Annotated in this window: 12 protein-coding genes; 3 read left to right on the forward strand and 9 right to left on the reverse strand. The window is 58.1% G+C overall.

Annotated elements, in window-relative coordinates:
* Positions 1–14 precede the first annotated feature (14 nt).
* The 3 genes from IE099_RS07260 to IE099_RS07270 are packed head-to-tail and all read left to right on the forward strand — an operon-like array spanning position 15 to position 4,175.
* A complete protein-coding gene (locus tag IE099_RS07260; RefSeq protein WP_189568984.1) occupies positions 15–2,540 on the forward strand; it encodes a Calx-beta domain-containing protein in 2,526 nt (841 codons plus the stop codon).
* A gap of 7 nt (positions 2,541–2,547) precedes the next feature.
* Complete coding sequence (locus IE099_RS07265; protein WP_189568987.1) at positions 2,548–3,243, forward strand: choice-of-anchor R domain-containing protein; 696 nt, start codon at positions 2,548–2,550, stop codon at positions 3,241–3,243.
* Entirely contained in the window at positions 3,240–4,175 is a 936-nt protein-coding gene (locus IE099_RS07270; RefSeq protein ID WP_189568990.1) for a peptidylprolyl isomerase, read from the forward strand. The genes IE099_RS07265 and IE099_RS07270 overlap by 4 nt, the downstream gene beginning before the upstream one ends.
* 6 nt (positions 4,176–4,181) lie before the next feature.
* Here the strand turns inward: IE099_RS07270 and IE099_RS07275 are convergent, their stop codons facing one another.
* From IE099_RS07275 to IE099_RS07315, 9 genes are all read right to left on the reverse strand, one after another.
* Positions 4,182–5,225 (reverse strand): lipid A deacylase LpxR family protein, encoded by a 1,044-nt coding sequence (locus IE099_RS07275; protein ID WP_189568993.1) that lies wholly within the window; start codon positions 5,223–5,225, stop codon positions 4,182–4,184.
* An 82-nt stretch (positions 5,226–5,307) separates the two neighbouring features.
* Positions 5,308–7,518, reverse strand: a complete 2,211-nt coding sequence (locus IE099_RS07280) for a molybdopterin oxidoreductase family protein (protein WP_189568996.1) — start codon at positions 7,516–7,518, stop codon at positions 5,308–5,310.
* Between the two features lie 16 nt (positions 7,519–7,534).
* Positions 7,535–9,025, reverse strand: a complete 1,491-nt coding sequence (locus tag IE099_RS07285) for a DmsC/YnfH family molybdoenzyme membrane anchor subunit (RefSeq protein WP_189568999.1) — start codon at positions 9,023–9,025, stop codon at positions 7,535–7,537.
* A gap of 39 nt (positions 9,026–9,064) precedes the next feature.
* The gene (locus IE099_RS07290) at positions 9,065–9,670 is read right to left on the reverse strand and encodes a flavodoxin domain-containing protein (protein ID WP_189569002.1); all 606 of its coding nucleotides are present in this window, start codon (positions 9,668–9,670) and stop codon (positions 9,065–9,067) included.
* 21 nt (positions 9,671–9,691) lie between these two features.
* On the reverse strand, positions 9,692–11,461 hold the full coding sequence (locus IE099_RS07295; RefSeq protein ID WP_189569005.1) for a NirA family protein: 1,770 nt from the start codon (positions 11,459–11,461) through the stop codon (positions 9,692–9,694).
* Between the two features lie 2 nt (positions 11,462–11,463).
* The gene (locus IE099_RS07300; RefSeq protein WP_189569008.1) at positions 11,464–12,354 is read right to left on the reverse strand and encodes an ABC transporter ATP-binding protein; all 891 of its coding nucleotides are present in this window, start codon (positions 12,352–12,354) and stop codon (positions 11,464–11,466) included.
* A 20-nt stretch (positions 12,355–12,374) separates the two neighbouring features.
* Positions 12,375–13,280, reverse strand: coding sequence for an ABC transporter ATP-binding protein (locus IE099_RS07305; protein ID WP_189569011.1), 906 nt, complete (start codon positions 13,278–13,280; stop codon positions 12,375–12,377).
* Between the two features lie 161 nt (positions 13,281–13,441).
* On the reverse strand, positions 13,442–13,888 hold the full coding sequence (locus tag IE099_RS07310; RefSeq protein WP_229809430.1) for a globin family protein: 447 nt from the start codon (positions 13,886–13,888) through the stop codon (positions 13,442–13,444).
* 137 nt (positions 13,889–14,025) lie between these two features.
* Entirely contained in the window at positions 14,026–14,421 is a 396-nt protein-coding gene (locus tag IE099_RS07315) for a c-type cytochrome (protein WP_189569015.1), read from the reverse strand.
* Positions 14,422–14,426 lie beyond the last annotated feature (5 nt).

A 14,426-nucleotide genomic window follows, 5' to 3' on the forward strand; every position in this document is an offset into this window, starting at 1 on the left:
AACCTGCCAACATCATGAAAGCATTTTTACCACTACTCGCCTCTGCCGCCAGTCTATCTGCTGCCGGTGTCCCGGAGGTAGACCTTGTCTTCTATGGGCGGGTTCTCAACTTGGCCGGAGGGGAGCCCTATGTGATGACTGCCGGTTCCTTGAACTGGCAAATCGACGGGGAGGAAGAGGTGATTTTCGAGACCTCGGCCAACCTTTCCGCGATGAAAGGAGGAGAAATCTCCTATCAGATTCGCGTGCCTCAGCACTTGGCGATAGCCGAGACGCTGGAGTCAGTTTTGCCTGGTCTTCCCTTGCAAGAGGGTGCTGATGAAGTCTTTTTCAAAAACACGAATCTGACTCTTAATGGCGAGACCTTGCGGTTGGCAGACCCCGGGGCCTTTCAGATGGAACTCTCCACTGCTCAGCGGGGGAGCTTCAAGCGTCTTGACCTCATCTACGATGGACCCTTGCCCGACACCGACGGCGATGGCCTTCCCGATTGGTGGGAGGACAAATATGGCACGGATCGAAATCTCGCCGATGCGAACGCGGATCCCGACGGCGATCTGGTGAGCAATCTTTCCGAGTTTCAGCTTGGCACGGATCCGGTGGGTGATGACCAGATTCCGAAACTGCTTTCCGAGTATGCCTTTGCGGTGCCGACTGGAGGACGGGCGATTCCTGTAATCACAGTGATTGACTCGGACTCAGCTGCTGAGGATTTGGTCTTCGAAGCGCAAGACGTTCCTGACTCCATGCGCCTCCTTCTGTTAGGGAAAGCTGAGCCAATCACGACCTTCACCTATGCCGATGTAAATAGTGGCCGCGTGGTGTTCGAGCATTTGGGGGAACAGGCTGAAGAAGTGGCCTTTGCTCTAACAGTTCGTGATGAAACCGAGAGTCATCCCGCGGCCTCGGCCCAATGTCGTTTGATGGTCAGCGAGGCAGCCCAACTGTGGGCGGGCTGGCAATTGGCAGGGGAGAGTCCCGAAGATTTTCCGGCGGTGCAAGATGCTTCCCAACTGGCGGGGGCGGCGACGCTGAGAGGACCATCGAGTCCGACTGCTTGGGAAAGCACCGAGAGCGAGCAGACGGAAGAAGTCGGGCGGTTGTTTGTCGGCTCGGTTTCGGAGGACACCTTCCTCGGAACAAAGGAGTCGGATGTTTTCCTCGCAGGCGGGGGAGACCGGGTTCTGCCGGGGGCGGGCGAAGATCGAATTGTCGTCGCGGATTCCGAGAACACGGTGGTGGTGAGTCACTTTCAAGCCAGCGAAGATGTCCTCGATTTGCGGCTGCTGTTAGAACCGGTGGAAGGACGCACTTTGCAAAACTATGTGCGTTTGAGCGGGGGAGTTCTTCAAGTGGATCGGGACGGTGATGGCTCGGGATTTGTGGATGGTGAGGTTCGCTTCGAGTCCTCCGAGATGCCGCAGGAACTTGCAGAACTCTGGGACATGGGAGCGCTGGAGACGGGCGAAGTGATTCCACGCACGACGCTTTTCCTCGCTTCCGAGGGAGAGCTTGCGGAGGAAGACTTGCAAGAAGTCCAACTGACCTTCCGCCGTCGCGGAGATGCTTCCGAGACGCTGACCGTTCCTTTGATTTTCTCAGGAACCGCCACCATGGGAGCTGACTTCGCGAACCTTCCAATCTCGTTGACTTTCGCTCCTGGAGAGAAGGTCAAGACCTTGCAGGTGAAGCCTTTTGGCGATGATTTGTTAGAGCCCACGGAGACGCTTCAGGTCGAGCTGGCCAGCCATGCCGACTGGGATCTGGCTGAGGACGGGGCCTCTGTTACACTAACACTCACGGACTTGCCAAGCCGGGTCTGGCTGGAGTTGGCCGAGCGGGTTGCCATCCGGGACTACGATTATCCCGGGCAGATTTTGATTCGCCGTAGTGGTCCGACATCTATTCCGCTGACCGTGCGGCTCACTGCGGGAGGAAACGCCACGGCCTTTGTCGACTATCGGCGTTTGCCTTCATCGGTTACCTTTGCCCCGGCTCAAATGGTTCTGACTCTGGATGTCGAGCCCCTTGCTTCGGGCTTGCTGCAGAATGGTTCCGAGACCGTGACCGTCGGGGTTCAGCCCGATTCGGCCTATCTTCTGGGGGAAACTTCCTCGGCTACGGTTCTGATTGTGGAGCGCCCGGCGACCATCGCGGACTGGATGGCTGTTCATTCGGTGAATGAGGAGCGTGAGAACTTCCTCCTCGCGGACGGTGACTCCGATGGCTTGAATGGACTGGCTGAATTTGCCTTTGGGGGAAATCCGTTTGTTCCGGACGGGGGAGAGGTGACCCCTATTCTTCTCAGCGCTGGCGAGGGTGGCTTTACCCTCCGCTATCAGCGCCGCATCTTTGCTCCCGAGCTGGTCTATCAGGTGAAATCGTCCACGAACTTGGACAGTTGGGAATCGGTGGATGCCTCCAGTGTTCGGGAAGAGACCCAGGTTCTTCCTGATGGGATGGAGCAGGTGACCGTGCATTTTCTTCAGCCCCTTCCCGCTTCGTGTCATTTCCGCGTGGTGGCGGATGTCTTGCCATAGGATGAGGATGAATTTAGGTCAGAAAGCTTGTTTGGGGTTGGCTCTGTCTTTCTCCGGTGTGGAAGCGCAAACCAATCTGGAGATGGTGGAGGCCAGTTCGCTCTCGCAGGAAAGCTACGGCCGCGACCGTGTGAGTTACAATCAATGGCTGGCGACTTCCATTGATGTTGGCGAAAGCGAGGAGGCCTTTCGGGTCTCCTCGGTGACCCTGCGCGCGCGCGTGTTGTATCCCAATGCGAATGTCTACGTCGCGCTTTATGGAACGGAAGGACTTCGACCGTCAGCGGCAGAAACCTTTGTGCTCTTTGATGCCAGCAGTCTCGCCTATGCCCCTTCCTCCCCAGACTCGGCTGATTTTCAGCTTTCTCCAGTCGAGGGGTCGACTGGCACGGAGGCGGTTTTGCAACCGGGGCAACGATACTGGCTGGTGCTCGGTGTCTCAGATCATGACTACGATCAGGATGTTTCCACTGGCCTATACGAATGGGATTACATTGAGAGCGGGAAGCAAATTTCCCAAGACGGGAACTTGATTCAAATCGCGGACACCATTGCCGCCGGAGGCACCGGAGGGCAAAACTGGGAGCCTGTTTCGGCCAGTCCGCAGAGCTTCGGAATTCAACTCTCGCCGGTGCCAGAACCCGGAGTGACGAGCTTGCTTCTTTGCGTGCTATTGGGAGGATTGTCGGTACGGAGGCGATGAAGAAGGAGAGACTGTTAGGATGTTTGGCTGTCTTTGCGAGCTTGGGTCTCACCGCTTGCAAGGAAGTGAAGACTGTCGAGAAGCAGGTCGAGTCGGAGCCGTCAAATGAAGTGGTCGATGCGGTTGCTCGCGTGGGGGAGGTTTGGCTGTTAGAGGAAGATCTCACAGTCTATCGAGAGCGGCGCCCGGGATTGAGCCGGGAAAAGGCGCTGCAGGAACTTATTCAAGAAGAGGCCATTGCACAGGCCGCGCTCAGAGAGAAATTGGACCAAGATGCGGAGACGAAAGCGGCCTGGCGCGCGACGCTGGCCAGTCGTTTTCTGAGCCAAGCCGAAGCGATCGCTCAACCTGACGAGGAGCAGTTGCGTGAGAGCTGGGAGGCTCAGAATGAGCGCTGGAGAGTTCCAGCTCAAGCTCGGGTGGCGGCGATTCGTCGTCGTTTTACTGAGGCCGAAGTCGAATCTGTTAGAGAATCCCTCTCGCTGGCAGCGAGGGAGTTTCGAGAGTTGCCGGCGGACGAGAACCGGAAGGGATTCGGGGCGCTGGCCGCGCGTTTCTCCGACGAGCCAAACACCCGCTATCAGGGGGGGACGCTTGGCTGGGTGAGCTCCGACTCGGAGCATCTTCTTTTGCCACCCCAGGTGACGGAGGCCATCTTTGCCGAGCCAGAAGCAGGGCTGTTAGAACCTGTTGTTGGTGAGGGGGAAGGATGGTTAATCTTGATTGAGGAGCTGAAAGCTGAGTCGGAACGCAGCTTTGATGAGGTTCGGGACCAGCTGGAGCGCGAGTGGATCAGTTCCAACGCCCAGTCCGCAAAGGAACAGCAAATTGAGGCTGCCGTGCAGCAGGTGACTGTTGAGATTTTTGGGGAATCAGCTAGTCCGGATCGCGAAGAGAAAGCCGCTCCCGTGGTTCCCGCGCTACCTAATTAGCGGCAGTTAGAAAAGAACCTTCGCCTCGATGGCGAGGTAGGAATTGGCCTCATCCTGGAGCTTGAACTCGTTGGAGCGTTTCACCCAAGACAGGCGACCGTCGAAAATTGGAGTCTGGAATCCGAGCCCGAGGCTCACTTCCCCGACCCAGTATTCCTTATCCACACTGTGGCTGTCGCTGAAGGTGTTGCCATCGAGAAAAATGTTTCGGCCGACCGCCCAGCCTTCTGCCGAAGCAAAGAGATAGCACCCGAAACCGTCATCCGAAAGCTCTTGTGAAGGAATGGAAAACTTATGAATGTCACCAACCCCGGCCCTGAGCTCGAGTCCAGCAGTTAGGCGAGTGGAAACGTTGCCGAGGTCGAATCCAAGAGTCGGCATGAGGTTGAAAGAGAGGGGAGCGCTTTTCTCGGCGGTGGAAAAGAGCCAGGTTCTTTCTCCATGAAGGGTGAAAGCGAACTCGTTGTCCAATTGGTGGCGCCAGCCTACGGGTTCCACCCCATTGAAGAGCTTGTGCCAGCGTCGCTGCACTTCGTCGGCACCCGAAGCAGGTCCCACGACCCCAAGGGCGACACTGAACCGGTCCCGTGTCACCACTGACTCGAAGCCGAACAGCGATGAGAGACCTCTCCGCTCCCACTGGGGCTCGAGATAGAGGTATCCCGCATAGGGCCTGTCATCGCTTTGCAGTTGGTAGGCATCGAGGGAGTAGCCGACGCCGAAGCGGGAGGGGCCGAAGGCGATGTCTTCCGGGGTATACATTTCCTGTCCCAGCGAGATGCCGCCCCGGGTAGCCTCAACGTCCATTCCGAAATGAAAGAGAGCATTCATCAAGTCGCTGGACCCAAGAAAACATCGGGTGCCTTCATCGTCATGATGCCAATAGCGAAAGGAAAGACCCTGCGTGTAGTGCCGGTCGGTATATTTGCCGCCGAAGGGCTCCAAGAAAGAGTCATTATCCCACCGCAACTCGAAACTCCTTTTCTCCTTTGCGGAAAGAGAACCGAACAGGCCAATTGCCAAGGCTGCAATTTTGAGAAGTGGACGCATGATGACGAGACATTCCCAAACTTGAGGGAACCTGGCAAGGTCGCGGACGACGACTTGTCTAGGTAAGCCTGAGCCCCGGGTCCTAGGAGACCTTCACCGCGCAATACTTGTAGCTCGGTTGGCGGGAGTGGGGATCGAAGCTGGCGTGGGTTAGTTGGTTGACCTCCGGATAATGCATGGGGAGAAAGACCTGGCCGGGTTGCACGGTGGGGGCGTAGTAGGCGAGGGCGGTGATGCTGGCCCGCCGACTGGCGATGGTGACGGTCTGGCGGTCAGCGATGCCCAGGCGCCTGGCGTCGTCGGGGTGAATCTCGAGGTAGCATTCCTCGGGATAGAGCTTGCGCAGAATCTTGGATTTTCCCGTGCGGGTCTGGGTGTGCCACTGGCTACTGGTGCCGCGACCGGTGAGAAGAATGAAGGGGAAGTCCTCGCAGGTGGGTTCGGCTAGAGGAGAGGGGTGGTCGAAGAGAAATTTGGCCTTTCTACTAGGGGTGTAGTAGTTGCCCTCCTCGTAGAGTCGACGCTCCTTCGCTGGGGGGGCGGCGTTGGCGGCAGCAGGGAAGGGCCACTGCACGCCTCCTTGTTCTTCCAGAAATTGATAGTCGGGGATTCCCGTGATGTCGCAGGGTTGTCCTTCGCTGAGGGCCTTGAGGGCTTGAAAGGCATCGGCTGGAGTGGGCCATTGTTTGAGAAACTCGCAGCCTCCCCAACGGTCGGCGAGGGCGTGGACGATGCGGAAGTCGCTCAGGGCCTGCCCCGGGGCCTGTTTGACCTGACGAATGACCCCAAAGCGGCGCTCGGAATTGATGAAGGTGCCATCCTTTTCCCCCCAACCCGCCGCTGGCAGAAAGAGGTCGGCCATTTGTGCCGTTTCGGTGCTTTGATACATGTCTTGCACCACGAGGAAATCCAGTTTCTCGCGAATATGGGCGAACTTCTTTTGGGCAATCCAGGAATGATTCGGATTGGTGGCGATGATCCAAAGCCCCTTGATTTCGCCCCGGTCGATGGCCTCAATGATTTGGTCGTAGGCATAGCCGGGGGAGTCCTGAATCCGGTCCTCCTCGACTCCGAGGAGACGGGACACCTTCGCACGGTGCTCGGGATTGGCGAAGTCGTGACCACCGAGGAGGTTGGTGGTATTGGAAAAAAGGCGGGAGCCCATGGCGTTGCATTGGCCGGTGATGGAATTGGGTCCAGTGCCTGGTTTGCCAATGTTGCCCGTCATGAGGCAGAGATTGATGATGGCCTGGGCGGTGCGGACACCTTCGTAGCTCTGGTTCACGCCCATGGTCCACCACCAGGAGACTCGCTTTCCGGGGTCGGAGACCAGGCGGGCGAGGGATTCGAGTTCGGCGACAGTTTGGCCACACTTCGGGGCGGTTTTCTCGGGGGAGTAGTCTTTGAGAAAGTCGCAGAAGTCCTCGAATCCTTCGGTCCTCGCCAAGCTCTCCTCGTCGATTCGGCCGTCGCGCACGATGCAATGGGCGAGGGTGTAGAGGAGGATGAGGTCGGATTTGGGCGTGAGAGGGACGTGGCGCGTTGCGACTTGAGCGGTCTCGGTCCGGCGGGGATCGATGACTACGATTTTTGGGTCACGCGTATTGTTCATCACCCTTTGCCACATGATGGGGTGCGCGATGGCGGGATTGGCTCCGATAAAGACGAGCACGTCGGACTCCTCGAAATCGGCGTAGGTGTAGGGAGGGGCGTCGAACCCGAAGGATTGCTTGTAGGCCACCACCGAGGTGGCCATGCATTGGCGGGTGTTGCCGTCGCCGTGTTTCGTGCCCATCCCGAATTTTGCAAAGGAGCCTAAGAGAAAGAAATCTTCGCAGGTGATTTGGCCAGTAGAGATGAAGGCGACGGAGTCTTTGCCGTGTTTGTTTTGAATCGCTTGAAAGCGATCGCAGAAGGTATCAAGGGCGGTGTTCCAATCGGTGGGTTTTCCGTTAATCAGAGGGGCGCTTGCGCGATCGTCCGAATCGAGAACCGCAAGCGCTTCCCATCCCTTGGGGCAGGCCATCCCGAGATTGACGGGATAGTTTGCCGAAGGAGTGAGGTTGACCGCTTGCCCGCCCTTGAGAGAGATCTTTAGCCGACAGCCCGTCGAGCAATAGCCGCACACCGAGGTCGTGGTGGAATCGGGGGCGAGCCCGGCGGGAACCTGACCGAGGCCGAATTTGCCGGGATGGCGCAGGAGCTCTTCGGTGTAGGGGCCGGTGCGGGCATGCAGCTGGGTGTGCTGGCGAACGAGGTCGGTGAGGCCTTTGTGGGTGGTGGGGATGGTCATGACCAAGCGTTCTGAATTAGTGGATGAAGCCCGGCATCTTGAGAGGCCGCACGGCTTTGAAGTAAAGAGTCCTTTCCGCCAGAATGCTGGTCAGGAGAAAGGGGAGAGCGAGCCACGGGCTGAGGAAGATGGCAGCGGCTGACAAGACGCCGGAGGCAAACCGGATTTTTCCGATGAGGGAGAGCTTCTCCGTGATGATGGTGCGCTCGCGGGAGAGAGTGGGGTTCTTGAGCTGAATAATATCGAGAGCGAGAAGGCCCAGCGTGGTCGCGCTGAAGAGGGGCGCGAGTTGAGGGCTCTGGAAGCTCAGGGTGAGCAAGGTGAAGAGCCCGACGGCACCAAAGAAGCGAGGGAAGGTGATGCGCGCATTCCAGAGGACGCGGGGAGTGGACTGGTAGATTTTCACGCTTGTGAAGACTGCTGCGAGGGCGGTAAGGGCTCCGGTCAGCTGGATGGCGGGGTGAGCCAGAATGGAGAGAAAGGGAAGGTCGAAAGCGCGAACGAGTGGCACTGTTAGAAACGCTCCGAGGACGGTGAAGGCCAAGAGCTCACGGGAAAGCCAACTGGTCTTGAGGCCCAGAAAAAAGCGCCAGGCCTTGAGCGGTTGACCGAGATGGAGGGTGGCGGCCGTTAGTCCAATGGCGAACAGGGCGAAGCTGAGAATGGAAAGGGCAAGACTGCCGCTGGCCGCCAAATAGATGCCCACTGCCGCCTGGGTGAGGGTTAGCATGATGACCAGGGGGGCGTGGGCGTGCTCGGGCTTGAGGTTATCGCGGTCGGCGGCCTGGGCGGTGAGAGGAACCTCGCGGCCGGTGTAGCGGGTGGTGGGTTGGGTGATGCTGGCGGGGGGAGCTCCATTGAGCCAGCCGAGGTTGCGACTGCCTAGCTTGGATTTTTCGGCCACATTGACTTTGACAATTCGGATGGCTTCGGTGGGACAAGCTTGCACGCAGGCGGGGGCTTCCCCTTCGGCCAAACGGTCGTGGCACATGTCGCATTTGCGGACGATGCCGCGCTTTTTGGAAAACTTGGGGACGTCGAAGGGGCACTTGAAGATGCAGTAGGAGCAGCCGATGCACTGGTCATCGAGGTGGCGCACAATGCCGGTGTCCTCGGACTTTTCGTAGGCTTGCACCGGGCAGCCATTGAGGCACTCGGGGTCGGCGCAGTGGTGGCAGGCCGTGGTGATGGTTTGCTGCCAGCCGGGTTCGTCCTCGCCGCCTAACAGAAGACCCACGTCGCGCCACGACTCGTCTTCATCAAGACCGTTTTGACTGTGGCAGGCGGTGACGCAGGCTTTGCAGGAGGTGCATTTGTCGAGAGCGACTTCGAAGGCGTATTGTTCCCCTTTGCCCGGCTTGGAAAGGGGGATGAGGTTGCGGTAGTGACCTGCCAGATCGGGCTCCCGCTCGTGTTGCTCGGCAAAATCGGCAACGGGGGTGAAGAGCTTCCGCTGATCGGCGAGGAGGTCGTCGATCAGAGTCCGTTCTGGAGCGAGGGTTGACATCAGTTGGGAAGATCCTGGGGAGAGAGGGAGCGTGGCCAATCAGGCAGCGGCAGCTTCGGCGGGCTTGGCGAGAGATTCGCTGACCTGAGCGAGCCATTGGTCGAAGGGGTCATCGTAATCCACATCGCAGTCCACCCGCGGGCAGAGGCGCTGGCCTCCCAGCTTTTCGAGAACGGCATCGAACTCCTTCGCGCATTGGTTGAAATCGGGATACTCCGAATCGCCCAATCCAAGAACCGCGAAGTTTGTATTGGCGAAGGAAGGAGCGTCGTCGGCGTGGAGCAGTTCGTGCAGTTCCGCCGCATTGTCCGGTGGTTCGCCGTCGCCATAGGTCGAGGTGATGACGAGGAGATACTCGGCTTCCACGAGCTTCTGGGCATCGGAGTCAGCCATGTCGGTCACGGTCGTTTGGTGTCCGGCTGCGGAAAGAGTCTTGGAGGTCTTTTTGGCCAGTCCTTCCGAAGTCCCGGTCTGCGAACCCCAGAGGATGTGCACCGCTTTGCCGGCGGGTGCTGGTGCGGATTGGGCAGGAAGAGCTTGGCTTGTGCCCGGAGCCTGTTGCACTTGCATGCGGGCGGCGAGGTAGCCGTTCAGCCAACCGATCTGTTCGGGGGTGAAGGGCGCGTTGGGTGGGAGAGCAATCATACGGTGGGAGGGGTTGGTCTATTAGGCTGCAATCGATTGAGTGTTGGCCGCCATCAGGCTCTTGAGATCCTCGATGTCGGTTCGGCGGGTGAACTGGGCAAAGGTTTCCCGGTCCTGACGGTTGGCCTGATAGGTCTTGAGCAAGCACTCCAAGAGGTCGGGAATTTGGGAGTAGGGGATTCCTTTAAAAGCTTCTTTGGCGACAAACTGGTCATCGTCCACGCCGCCGCCCAACACGATGTTGTAGCCATCGACTTTCTCGCCGGAGTCCAGCTTGACCTGCACTCCCATCATTCCGATGTCGCCGATGTAATGCTGGGCGCAGGAGTGATTGCAGCCAGTAAGGTGAATGTTGATGGGCTGGTCGAGTTCGACCCGGCTTTCGAGAATTTTGGCCAGTTCCACCGAGTTCCCCTTGGTGTTGGTGGCGGCGAACTTGCATCCGGTGTTTCCCGTGCAGGCGATGAGGCCTCCGGAGATGGAGGTGGCGCTGTAGTGGCAGCCTGCGGCGATAATGGCCTTCTTGGCTTCTTCGACTTGTTCGTCGGGCACGTTGGGGATGATGAGATTTTGCCAAACGGTGAGGCGAACTTCTCCAGAGCCGTATTGGTCCGCGATGTCGCAGAGCTTGTCCACCATGTCGACGGGGGTGCGACCGACCGGGATGACGACTCCGATGTAGTTGCGATCATCCTTTTGTTTGTAGACGCCCAGATGCCCGTGTTTGACCTTGGGCTTGGGTACTTCGCAGGATTCGAGGGGGATGTGGCGGAGGGGGAAGGTGAGCTTTTCGGCCGTTTCTTCCAGCAGCTTGGGGATGCCCCACTTGTCGACGAGGTATTTCAGGCGCGCCTTCTTGCGATTGGTGCGATCGCCATTTTCGATAAAGACCCGGAGGATGGCGGCGGCGACCGGAATGGTCTCCGATGGCGTTAGCAAGACACCCGAGTCAGTAGCGAATTGCTTGTGACCCGTGATGCCGCAGAGTTGCATGCGGAAGTAGACCCCGGGCTCGAGGCCATCGGTTTCTTCCTTCAGTCTCACCGCGTAGAAAGCGATGTCGTTGGTGTCGGCGCAGACCGAGATCGCGCCGCCGGAATCGAAGGAAATGTTGAACTTGCGGGGGAGTCCGTAGAGGTCGCGATTGTTCAGGATGTAGTGATGCATTCCTTTCGCCAAAGGCATGACGTCGATGAGCTCGTCCTTGTCGAACCCTGTGGTTGGGGTGGCGGTCACGTTGCGCACGTTGTCGGCGCCGGAACCCTTGGAGGTCAGTCCGAGGTCCACGAGTTTGTCGAGAGTGGCGGGCAGATTGGGCGGCATCAGCTCGCGCACCTGGAGGTTGCCGCGGGTGGTGACATCGCAGTAGCCGCTGCCCCAGTCGCGCGCGATTTCGGCGAGACCGCGGAACTGATGGGTCTTCAGCACACAGCCGGGGATGCGGGCGCGCAGCATGTAGGACTCCTGCGCGGGGGTGACATGGAACATGCCGTAGAATTTGAAGCGGAAGAGATCATCGCCCTCGACGAACTTGTTCTCCATGGCATGGGCCAGGATGGTGTCGTAGCAGTCGAGTCCATTTTGCTCGTGTTTGATGCGCTCCTCCTTGCAGAGGTCGTCGATGGGGGTGCCGTGGACGGTCTCCTCCTGCGCGACGGCTAGGCTGGCATCGTTGGTGAATTGTCCGTTGGCATTTTGACCCAGGAAGGGCAGTCCTTCGGCCTGAATTTGTCGAACCCCTTCCATGAAGCCGGAGAGGTAACTGGTTTGTTCTTGGGTGAAAGGTTGCATGGTTACGCGACGGAAAGTTTTTGTTCGAGGTTGGTGAGCTCAGCCTTGTTCATGTAGCCTGTGAGATTGTCTTTGGTATGGACCCGGGTCTCGCCCTTGATGTGTGAGCGCTGCTCAAGGAACGCGAGGAGGTGCTCGCGGTATTGAAAGAACATGGGGTCGTTGAAAACGGACTCGCGGTCGCGGGGGCGGGGAAAATCAATTTCCATAATCTCACCCACGCCGGCCTTCGGACCGTTGGACATCATCACGCAACGATCGGCCATAAAGACTGCTTCGTCGACATCGTGGGTCACGATGAGGGCGGTGAGATTTTCGCGTGCGAGGATATCAATGATGACGTCCTGCAGTTCCATCCGGGTGAGAGAGTCGAGACGGCCAAAGGGTTCATCCAGAAGCAGGACTTTTGGCTGCAAGGCGATGGCGCGGGCGATGCCCACCCGTTGTTGCATCCCGCCGGAGAGCTCTTTGGGATACTTTTTCATCGAGTCACCCAGGCCCACAATGGAAAGGCTGTGCTCAACGATTTGCTTTTGCTCCGCTTTGCTCGCGTGGGGATAGACGCTCTTCACCCCCAGCATGACGTTGCCAAAAGCGCTGAGCCAAGGCATGAGGCAGGGAGCCTGAAAGACCACTGCACGGTCGGGGCCGGGGCCATCGATCTCCCGGTTGCCAACGATGATTCCGCCATCGGAAATTTCGTTCAGTCCGGCCAGCATGGTGAGAACCGTGGACTTGCCGCAACCCGAGTGACCGATTAGGGAGATGAACTCGCCCTGACGAATATTGAGATTGAAGTCTTCTACCACCCGGAAGTCGTCGCCGTACGGATTGGGGTAGGCTTTGACGAGATTGGAAATCTCTACAAACTTCGGATTGAGTTTTTCGGTCATGGGTTCGAGGACTTGGAGACTCATGCTGCGGAGCGGGGTGTGCCGGGTTGGGCGGGTTTATTCTTAAGGCGGGGCGAACCGGAAATGGGGGTGAAGTCCTTGGGTCGAACGTCGGGCATGGGAATGACCGCGCTCGTGGAAAGTTCTTTGGACTCTTTGTTGAGCTGCATCATGAAGGAGGTGATCTCCGACTTCAGGCGCATGTATTCCGGGTGGTCGTTGAGGGTCTGGCGGTCGCGCGGACGCTCCATGTTGACGACGAACTCTTTCGCGAGGGTGGCCTCGGGCCCCATGGTCAGGGGGATGATGCGGTCGGCCATGAGAACCGCTTCGTCGACATCGTTAGTGATCATGACCACGGTGCGTCGATCCGTTTCCCAGATATTGAGGATTTGGTCCTGCAACTCCGAGCGAGTGAGGGCATCGAGGGCGGAGAGTGGTTCGTCCAGAAGAAGGACTTCCGGATCGAGGGAAAGGGTGCGGGCCAAGGATGCGCGTTGGCGCATCCCGCCGGAGAGTTCGTGGGGGCGACGTTCTCCGGCATGGCCCAGCTTGACCATCTTGACGTAGTGTTCGATCTTTTCGTCAAGCTCGGCCTTGCGCAACTTGGGGAATGCGGTTTTTACGGCCAGTTTGATGTTGTCGTTGACGGTCAGCCAAGGGAGGAGGGAGTAGTTTTGAAACATGAGACCCCGGTCGGGACCGGGCTCCTTCACGACTTCACCCTTCATGCGAACCTCTCCGGTGGTGGGGGCCAGAAGCCCGGAGAGGAGGGACATGATGGTCGACTTTCCAGCGCCGGAGAAACCGATGATGGCGACGAATTCGTTTTCCTCCACCGAAAGGTTGATGTCCTTCAACACGACGGTTTGATTGGTAGCCGGCCCAAAGGCGGCTGAGACGTTATCGAGCTCTAGAAAAGCCATGCGATTTACTCAGCGTTTAATGGGCCAAATTACCCTGGTGGAGCACGATTGATTATGAATCGGGCTCATGGTAAGAAAGTGAATTCTTTTTGGGTGATTCATGGAAAAGCGGGTGGCAGGTTCTCTGTGAATCTCGATTGGAATTGGTAAAGCGTTGACAATCAGGCGGCTACTGTTCCGTAAGATGCCTCTTTCATTACCGTTGCCAAGGTGGTGTAGGTGATGGTCCAGGCCTCCTTGGTTTCGGGAGTGAAATCATCGCCCAAGCCCTTTTCCAAAGTGTCGAGCAGGGCAGCTCCAACGGTGTCGTAATGGGAGGCTTTCACTCCGTATCCCACGTGTCGTTTGCCGAGGGCCTGCACCGTTGGAACGAGCTCTCCGAGGGTATCGAGTCCCTTCACAGCGGCGCCGATCATCATCATCAGTTTCTTTCCCTGTTCTTGCATGTTGGAATTGGCGAACATGGGTTTGAGGTTGGGATCGAGCTCGAAGAGTTTTCGGTAGAAAAGTTCGGCAGCGGTGCTCGAGATAGGCTTCACTTTCTCCCAGGAGTCTTGGACGAGCTTCTTCTGTTCGAGGGTCAGAGGACCTTCTTGTTCTTCTTTCATTGGTTGACTTGTTTCGGGTTGTTCGGACTCGGATGGTGAGCCTCCAAATAGTTTTTTCAGGAATGGTAGCATGGTCGTTTTGGGGTTGGGGCCCGGCGAACGATGTCCGCCGGGCCCATTCGGTTATTGGCAATTTTTCACTTGGGGGCGGCCAGCATGTAGTTGACGGCATTGGTGACCTCTTCGTCTGTCAGGGAGGGGGTGCCTCCCCGGGCAGGCATCTTTCCGTCCGGTCCTTGAAAGCCGTTCAAAGCGTGGTCAAGGAGGACGGCGAGACCCTGTTCCGAGCGGGTGTCCCATTCGGATTTTTTGGTCAAGGCGGGGGCTCCCTCCTCGCCTTCATCGTGGCAGCCGGAGCACTCCATGAGGTAAATCTCGCGCCCGGAAGCGAGCGCGGGGTCTTCTGGAATCCAGTCCCAAGGGTGTTCGGGGGGCGGCGGACTCTTTTCGCTCACTGTATCCGACTCTTTCGGTGAGTCGCATGAAGTGAGAATGAAAAGGCCAAGGGGGACGATGGCGGGAAGAATTTTCATCTAAC

The sequence above is a fragment of the Roseibacillus persicicus genome (genome assembly GCF_014651675.1).
Classification (GTDB): domain Bacteria; phylum Verrucomicrobiota; class Verrucomicrobiia; order Verrucomicrobiales; family Akkermansiaceae; genus Roseibacillus; species Roseibacillus persicicus.